This window comes from Prosthecobacter sp., from assembly GCF_044373815.1.
Classification (GTDB): domain Bacteria; phylum Verrucomicrobiota; class Verrucomicrobiia; order Verrucomicrobiales; family Verrucomicrobiaceae; genus Prosthecobacter.
Map to the genome: position 1 here is coordinate 1 of NZ_JBIPNG010000339.1, position 7,279 is coordinate 7,279.

Consider the following 7,279-nt stretch of genomic DNA (forward strand, 5'->3'; position numbering starts at 1 on the left):
CGATGAAGCTTTCGTAGTCCTTGATCTTGACGCCGAGAGCCTTAATGGGCAGCCCCTGGCGAATCAGGTCTTTCTCTAGCTTGACCGCTTCAAGCATGATGCCGATGAGTTCTTCACGAAAGGCTGAGTCGTTGATCGCAGGATTCTCATTCAGCAGGTCCAGGAAGAGCAGGCGGAAGAACTCGGTGTAGTGGGCCTCATCCCGCAGGATGTTCGAGAGAATCTGTCGGAAGCCGGGAAACCGGCCGTGATGCTGGAGGCTCATTACGGAGCCAAACAGGCCAAAAAACTGGAGCCCCTTCATGCACTGACCGAAGACGAAAAGGCTGCGCGCCATCAGTTTCAGGTTTTCAGGTCGGGTAAGATCCATGCCACGATGAAGGCCGCTGGTGTGCCTGGTGACGAAGGCCTGCTTTTGTGAGATTAAAGGCGAGGTCAGGCAAAGCGCTTCACACTCATGGATGTTCACGCCGAGGGTGAATGCGGCGTGGACCAGGGCTTCCAGACGGATGTTGTCGTCATGCGTTTCGCGCCCCAGAACGAGTTTTAATTCCGGTGCTGTCACCAATGTGCGAACCACATGCTGCACCTCCGCACCGGCCATTTTGCGCGACGTTGCCAGCCATCCGATGGCCAATTGGATAATCGAACGCTCACCAGTGGTCAGGTCGGCTGCGTGCCATTGCGCAATGTCCGTCTCCATCTGGATGTCCGGGCTCAGTGGCCCCCAGTGGTCGGCTTTCATCTGTTTATAGAGTTCGTAGGCCCAGGGGTATTTGAGCGGCAGCAGATTGAAGGTCATCGTCTCGCGACCGTTGACGACACGTTTGGCCGCGAAGGCGACTTTCGCCTTGGTTTTGTCCAGCAGGAATAGGCGGTTGCCGATCTGGCAGGTGGTTTTCTCCGAGCTTGCGCAGATTGTCGACTCGCACTGGTACGCTGTGACAACGGGGGGGCGGTTTGCGAATTCAGAGGACTGCGGTGTGGCTGCCGCAGTTATGGTCGGCCACAGTTGCTGCAGCGCCGCGTAGCTCTCACGTTCGGACGTCGCATCGGATGGGAAGATCTCCGAGATGAAGCTGGCCACCTTCTGGTAATCGGTGACTTTCCCTTCAAAGAAGTTCTGCTCCTTTCGCATGAAGATGACTTCATCCAGCCATGGCAACGGGTCTTGAATGCCGGGATGGAGTTCTGGTAAGCCGCAGCCGCGCAGTCGGCGGTCGGCAATGAAATCGGTGTAGCGCTCAAATTCCGCCATCGTCAGTCCCACGGCATTGACCGGCAGGCAGTCGCGGATGAACTCTTTTTCCAGCGCCACCCCCTCGCTCATGATCTGCACCAGCTCATCCCGGAAGGCGGCGGTGCAGATGTCCGGATTCTCACGCAGCAGATCCAGAAAAAGATGGCGGAAGACCTCGATGTGGTTCGACTCGTCCCGCAGCGTGTAGCGGAACATCTGGCCTATGCCGGGGAACTTGCCCTGACGATAGAGGCTGAGGATCATGCCGAAGAGGCCGTAAAACTGGGTGCCCTCCATACACTGGCCGAAAACAAACATGTTTTTGGCCAGCAATTGCTTGCCCTCGATGGATTTGAGATCGAGGTCGCTGCGCAGGTTGTTCGAATGCCGGGTGACGAACTCGTTCTTTTTAACGATTGAGGGGATCTGCTCGAACATAGCCTCACAATCATGGGGATCGATGCCCAGAGAAGATATCATGTATAGCAGGCTGTCGGCGTGGATGTTCTCCTCATGTGCATGCCGGCCCAGCACGAGTTTCAACTCTGGCGCTGAAACGAGGTCCCGCACCGCGTGCTGGATGTTCTCCCCGACGATGCCCTCGGCGGCGCTGAAATAGCCAATGCCCATCATGATGATCCAGCGCTCGTTGGGGGTGATCTGCTCGGAGCGCCATTGCTCCACGTCCCGTTGCATTTGGATGTCCTCCGGTTCCCAATGGTTGGCCATCATGGCGGCGTACTTTTCCACCGCCCACTCATATTTTACCGGAAACAGATCAAAGCCCGCGCAGGGGGTGCCATTGATGACGTGTTTGCCAGCCAGAGCCTCCTCAGCCTTATGCTGTGTGAGGATGAAATCGTGGTTTCTGATGGGGTAGATTTTGTCCATGTAATGCTGCGAATTGGATCTAGTGCTTTAAATTGATATGCCACAACATGCGGTATTCGCATGAACAAATTGTCAATATATAGTGTTTTTTGAGCGATTAAGGCACTACTGGCGGCTCAATTCATTGGTTTTGGCTGATAGTAAATTGCCTTCTAGGGTCCCAAGTCGTGTTGGTCTGAACGTAGATCGAAGATGAAGTGGTAAAGGAGGATTACCTCAAGGCGTTACAGGTGCGAGCCAGATTATTTCGTCATCGTCCGAGATCATTTGGAGGCCATTGGCGTCGATGATGACCACGACTTTTTGCGGGCTGCCGTCCACGCTGATGGTGGTCTCGGAGAACAAGGGGGCGGTCGCCATTGGCGAACTCTTCGGCGCCGCTGAAGGTTTCCCATTCGCTGTCAGAAATGGGGGTGAAGGCGGGGGCTGCGAAACTGGTGCTGCTGTTGAGGGCGGATTGCTGCCAATGGCACTCGATCAATCGGGACGTTCAGCTTCAAGATGACCGAGGTGGATAAGATCGTGAAACGCTGAAGGAGTATCCGAGCAAAACGAGTGAGGCGCGGCGTATGAATGAGCCTTCGCTATCTCCATCTCATGAAAACATCGCTCGCCCTACTCGCACTCATTTCCACACTCCACGCGGCGGAGCCTCCAGCCTGCGAATGGGTCTTCAGCGGCGGCGGCAGTGGGCATGACAAGACTCGGGCGGTGACGACGGATCGCACGGGAAATGTGTTTCTGGCTTCCGAGTGCGTGGGGGATGCGATGTTTGGCGATCAGCAGCACAAGAGCGCCGGTGAGATGGACATGTGCCTGACGAAGCTCGATGCTGCGGGCAAGCCGCTCTGGGTGAGCGGCTTCGGCGGCAGCAAAACGGATCGCGCGTATGGCGTGATCACGGATGCGGCGGGCAATGCGTATGTCACGGGGCACTTCGAAAGCACGGACGCGATGGCGAACGGCGAGAAGGTGCCGAATGCGGGCAACTACGATGCCTTCACCGCGAAGTTCTCCCCCGATGGCAAGCTGCTGTGGGTGCGCGTAAAGGGTGGCACGGGTTCCGATTACGGACACGGCATCGCCATCGACTCGAAGGGGCATGTCGTCATCACGGGCGCGATCGGCGGGCAGTTTTTCTGCACGAAGTATGACGCGGAAGGTCGCGAGATCTGGCATCGCACGCCCTCCGGCAAGGTCTCCGGCAGCGGTCATGGCATCGCGGTGGATGGGAAGGATCACATCTACCTAGGTGGCAGTGCGTCGGGCACAGGAGCCTTTGGCAAAATCGCCATCGAATCCAAAACGAGTGCCGCGCTCGTGCTGAAACTCACCCCGGAAGGCGAGGGCGAATGGGTGAACCTCATCCCGGGCACCACGAGCGCCATTTATCACGAGATCGCGTGCGACTCACGGGGACGTGTCTGGGGCGCGGGCATGTTCAAAGGCAGCGTGAGTGTGGCAGGCCAGACGTTTCAATGCAGCGGTAAAGATTACGATGGCCTCATCGTGCATCTCGATGTCGCGGGCCAGGTGCAGTGGGCCAAGCACATGCATGGTCCGGGCACCGATTACTGTCTCGGCGTGACCACCGATGATCACGGCACCGCCTTCGTGTGCGGCGATTTCAATCAAGACACCGTGCTCGCCGGGCACGCGCTCGCCACCCGAGGTAGCGGCGACATCTTCCTCGCGGCGTTTGATGTGAAAGGCGGCCTTCTGTGGGTGCAACAGGCCGGCGGCAAGCTCAACGACAGTGCCTACCCCATCACCTTCCGCGGTCCCGATGAACTCATCATCGCCGGAGCCCTCTCCACACCTGCCACCTTCGGCACTCACGAAGTGACCAAATCCGGCTCCAGCGATTTGTATGCCGCCAAATGGAAGCTGAAACCCCTCAAATAATCCTGATGAAGCCTCTCTTTCTTTTTCTACTCCTGCTGACAACCCTCGCCTCGGCGGAGCCGAAATACGATCCTGCCAAGCTTCCGAAAGGGCACGACTACTTCGAGCTGCGTGATGGACTGGCGAATTGCCAGCGCAAGTTCACGCAGGAGAAAACCGGGCGCGTCATCTTCTTCGGCGGCTCGATCACGGCGGGGGGTGCTTGGCGGCAGCATATGTGCGATTACCTCACGCGGAAATTCCCGGACACGAAGTTCGAGTTCATCAATGCGGGCATCGGCTCCATGGGTTCCGTGCCGCATGCGTTCCGTTTGGAGCGCGATGTGTTGGCCAAAGGGCCGGTGGATTTGCTCTTCGTCGAGGCGGCGGTGAATGACAGCTCGAACATCCCGCAGCATCCCGATCTCATGTTGCGCGGCATGGAGGGCGTGGTGCGTCACGTGCGCACCGTGAGCCCGCTGACGGATATCATCCAGCTTCACTTCGTCATGCCGCCGCATATGGATGACTACCACGCTGGCAAGGTGCCCGCGTCCATCGCCCAGCACGAACGTGTGGCCGTGGCGTATGGCAATCCGTCGTTCAACCTCGCGCGTGAAGTGACCGACCGCATCGACGCGGGCGAGTTCACCTGGGCCGACGATTTCAAAGGCCTGCATCCCTCGCCGTTCGGTCATCAACTCTACGCCAACAGCGTCGCCCGCATGCTCGACGTCGCTTTTGCCACACCCCTCGCCGCTTCCACGAAAGAGCATCCGCTGCCCGCGCTGCTCGATGCTCAAAGCTACGCCAAAGGCCGTCTCGGCGACATCTCGCAGGCGAAAATCATCCAAGGCTTCACGCTCGTTCCGTCGTGGAAACCTGCCGACGATGACAAGCAGCCGAACGGCAAAAAGATCGGCGTGCGCGAAGGCTTTGTGAACGTGCCCGCGCTCGTCGGCATGGAGCCCGGCGCGGAGTTCGATTTCAGCTTCGAGGGCACCGGCTGCGGCCTTTTCATCGCCTCCGGCCCCGATGCCGGCCAGATCGAGTTCAGCGTGGATGGCGGACCGCCTCGCACGCTCGACACGCTGACGCACTGGAGCAGCGGCCTACATCTGCCCTGGGCCTTGATCCTCGACGACCAACTCAAGCCCGGCCCACACACCGCGCGAGTCCGCCTCCTAGCCTCGAAGACCGCGCCCAAGAGTGCGCTGCGGGTGTTTTACCTGCTGCTGAATTGAGATCGAAACTTTTTCCGGCAAATGAGGCGGTGACTGGCGACGACTAGGTTGTAAGCCACCCATGTCCCCGTCATCCGAACACGAGCGCCATGCCCAGTTTCTCCGCCACTACGCGGAGAGCGAGGTGGCGTTGCACACGTTTGTGAGGTCGCTGGTGCCCACGCGGCAGATGGCTTCGGAGGTGATGCAGGATGTCATTCTCGTGCTGTGGGAGAAGTTTGATGCGGCGGCGAATTTTCAGGGCTGGGCCTTTGGCGTGGCAAAGAATGTCGCGCTGCGTCATCTGCGCCGGCAGTCGCGGGACCGGCATGTGTTTGATGACGAACTGGTGCACCAGCTCGCCGATGATGCGGCCGCCCTGGTGCCGATGCATGACGGGCATCGCGAGGCCTTGGAGCACTGCCTGGAAAAGCTCCCCGCCGCGCAACGTGAACTGGTGCTCACGGCCTACACGAAGGGCACCCGCATGGTTGAGCTGGCCACCCGCCGTGGGCAGACGCCGATGGCACTCTACAAACTGCTCCACCGCATCCGGCAGGCCCTGCTGGAGTGCGTGGAGCGCACACTCGCCAAGGAGGAACACGCATGAATCCCGACTCACACGATCTCATCCAGCGCCACATGGCCGGATTACTCACTGAAGATGAAGCTGCCCTCCTGCAAACCCGCCTGAAGGCCGACACGGATTTGCGGAGGCTCTACCTGCACTACATGAATCTGGACGTGGCACTGGAGGCCCAGGCGGGATCACGAAACCGGGTGATCGATCAGATGCGGGCAGCTCCTATGCCTGAAAGCAAACCCGCTATGCGCTGGTATTCCTGGCGTCCGCTCACCGCAGCGGCGGCGGGGATTGTGTTTGGCATGTTCTGCACGTCGGTGGTGTTTGGATTCGTGGGGCAACAGCATGGGGTGAAGAAGACTCCGCTGGCCGTGGCGCAACCGAGTTTCGAGGATGCTCAGATGCCTTTGGGGAAGGGGTTTCCACCTGCTCCATCGCTTTGGACCGGCGATGTGGCGAAGGTGGTGCCTGCGGAGAATGGCGTGACGCCGAAGGAGGGTCAGCACATGCTCAGGCTGGAGACCACCGCGTATGGAAAACCCGTGCTGTTTCCGCGGCTGTATCAGATCATCGCTCTCCCTCCCTCCGGCAGCGAACGGAGCGAGATCGAAGTCAGCGCTTCTTTTGCCAGTGCAGATCCTGACAGCTCGCCTCATTACACAGTCCGGGCTTACGCCGTCAACGAAGCGCCCGAGCGACTGGGGCCCGATTGGTTTGCCCGACATTGGTTTATTCAACGGGACGAATCCATCGCATCAGCCGAAACAGGCTTCGAGAGCCCACCCGGCAGCACCGACTGGCAATCCATCGGCTTGCGAATGCAAGTTCCCGGCAAAGCTCGTTGCTTGGTGGTTTTCTTCGGTGTCAAAAACCAAGCCAAATCGCGGGCCAAGAAACCCCACTATCTGGATGCCGTGCAGGTGTCCTTTGTCGAATCACCCTCCATCCCTTGATCTGATCTCATGCGCCACTTCATCCACTCAGTTTTATTCATCGCTGCTCTGAATCCGCTTCAGGCTGCGGACAGCTTTTTCGTCGAAAACGGCCAACCTCTCGCGGAGATCGTCATCGCGGAGAAACCGGCGCGGATGACCAAACTGGCCGCCAAAGAACTGCAAAGCATCCTCGCGAAAATGTCGGGTGCGACGCTGCCGGTCGTCACAGAACCCAGCGCGGGCAAAACGGCGATCTTTGTCGGTATGAGCCGCTTCACGGAGGAGCTGGGACTTTCGACGAAGGAGCTGAAGCACGGTGCCTTTCGCATGGCATCAGGCAAAGACTGGCTGGCGCTGCTGGGCGCGGACAAGGACTTTGTGCCCATCGAGCCGTGGGGACGGAAGCGGGATAAGAGTGAAGCCGCCCGCGTGAACGCCGAATGGGACAAGATCACGGGCGATACGATTTGGAACACGGCAAGCGAGCTCTATCAGCTCTACCATCCGGAGCTCGATGTGTGGA

7 protein-coding genes are annotated in these 7,279 nt (G+C 59.0%); 5 read left to right on the forward strand and 2 right to left on the reverse strand.

What is annotated here, in order from left to right; all coding sequences use genetic code 11:
- Positions 1-2,131: ribonucleotide-diphosphate reductase subunit beta (locus tag ACIREA_RS22415; RefSeq protein WP_397384582.1), on the reverse strand; the 2,131-nt coding region annotated here is incomplete at its 3' end.
- A gap of 216 nt (positions 2,132-2,347) precedes the next feature.
- A complete protein-coding gene (locus ACIREA_RS22420) occupies positions 2,348-2,491 on the reverse strand; it encodes a hypothetical protein (RefSeq protein WP_397384583.1) in 144 nt (47 codons plus the stop codon).
- 237 nt (positions 2,492-2,728) lie between these two features.
- Here ACIREA_RS22420 and ACIREA_RS22425 point away from each other — a divergent pair, with 237 nt between their 5' ends.
- The 5 genes from ACIREA_RS22425 to ACIREA_RS22445 form a co-directional block, all read left to right on the forward strand.
- Positions 2,729-4,036 (forward strand): hypothetical protein, encoded by a 1,308-nt coding sequence (locus ACIREA_RS22425; RefSeq protein ID WP_397384584.1) that lies wholly within the window; start codon positions 2,729-2,731, stop codon positions 4,034-4,036.
- Positions 4,037-4,041: 5 nt separating this feature from the next.
- The gene (locus ACIREA_RS22430) at positions 4,042-5,259 is read left to right on the forward strand and encodes a GDSL-type esterase/lipase family protein (RefSeq protein ID WP_397384585.1); all 1,218 of its coding nucleotides are present in this window, start codon (positions 4,042-4,044) and stop codon (positions 5,257-5,259) included.
- A 61-nt stretch (positions 5,260-5,320) separates the two neighbouring features.
- A complete protein-coding gene (locus tag ACIREA_RS22435; RefSeq protein WP_397384586.1) occupies positions 5,321-5,848 on the forward strand; it encodes a sigma-70 family RNA polymerase sigma factor in 528 nt (175 codons plus the stop codon).
- Positions 5,845-6,774 carry a hypothetical protein gene (locus tag ACIREA_RS22440; protein ID WP_397384587.1) on the forward strand — a complete coding sequence of 310 codons (930 nt, stop codon included), beginning with the start codon at positions 5,845-5,847 and terminating at the stop codon, positions 6,772-6,774. Before ACIREA_RS22435 ends, ACIREA_RS22440 begins: the two co-directional genes overlap by 4 nt.
- 9 nt (positions 6,775-6,783) lie before the next feature.
- Positions 6,784-7,279, forward strand: a 496-nt coding sequence (locus ACIREA_RS22445) for a hypothetical protein (RefSeq protein ID WP_397384588.1), incomplete at its 3' end; no start/stop codon positions are given.

What these genes read in the sequence shown, in the direction of transcription:
- ACIREA_RS22420 (WP_397384583.1), bottom strand. Translation starts at nt 2,491, where the DNA reads ATGGCGACCGCCCCCTTGTTCTCCGAGACCACCATCAGCGTGGACGGC.
- ACIREA_RS22425 (WP_397384584.1), top strand. Translation starts at nt 2,729, where the DNA reads ATGAAAACATCGCTCGCCCTACTCGCACTCATTTCCACACTCCACGCG.
- ACIREA_RS22430 (WP_397384585.1), top strand. Translation starts at nt 4,042, where the DNA reads ATGAAGCCTCTCTTTCTTTTTCTACTCCTGCTGACAACCCTCGCCTCG.
- ACIREA_RS22435 (WP_397384586.1), top strand. Translation starts at nt 5,321, where the DNA reads ATGTCCCCGTCATCCGAACACGAGCGCCATGCCCAGTTTCTCCGCCAC.
- ACIREA_RS22440 (WP_397384587.1), top strand. Translation starts at nt 5,845, where the DNA reads ATGAATCCCGACTCACACGATCTCATCCAGCGCCACATGGCCGGATTA.